The 264-nt window shown below is 61.0% G+C and carries 1 pseudogene; it reads right to left on the bottom strand.

Features of this window, described 5'->3' with window-relative positions:
- A pseudogene (locus tag IF89_RS45745) lies at positions 1-98 on the bottom strand (IS3 family transposase); the annotation flags it as partial.
- Positions 99-264: the final 166 nt, after the last annotated feature.

Here is a 264-nt window from a genome sequence, read left to right as displayed (position 1 = left end):
CAGGCGGCGAGTTTTTCGTACTCGGCTGGGCTGTGGAGTCTGCGGGTGTTGTACCAGCCTTCGATGTAGTCGAAGATCGCGCTGCGGGCGACGGCTCTGTTGTGCCACCTGCCTGGGACTGTAAAGAGAACGGTGTAACTCCGATCATGGAAGAGTGCACCTGTAACCAGCGAGAACATAGCCAAGCCGTCTCCGGTGGGGACTGTGCCGGCGAGTGTGGATGACCAGTTCCTGAACGAGCTCGTGGCCCGGGCTCAGGCCGAG

It is taken from the genome of Streptomyces sp. NRRL F-2664, assembly GCF_000719345.1.
Classification (GTDB): Bacteria; Actinomycetota; Actinomycetes; order Streptomycetales; family Streptomycetaceae; genus Streptomyces.
Note: the sequence above shows the minus strand (reverse complement) of the source record. Positions and strands in the feature narration are given on the sequence as shown.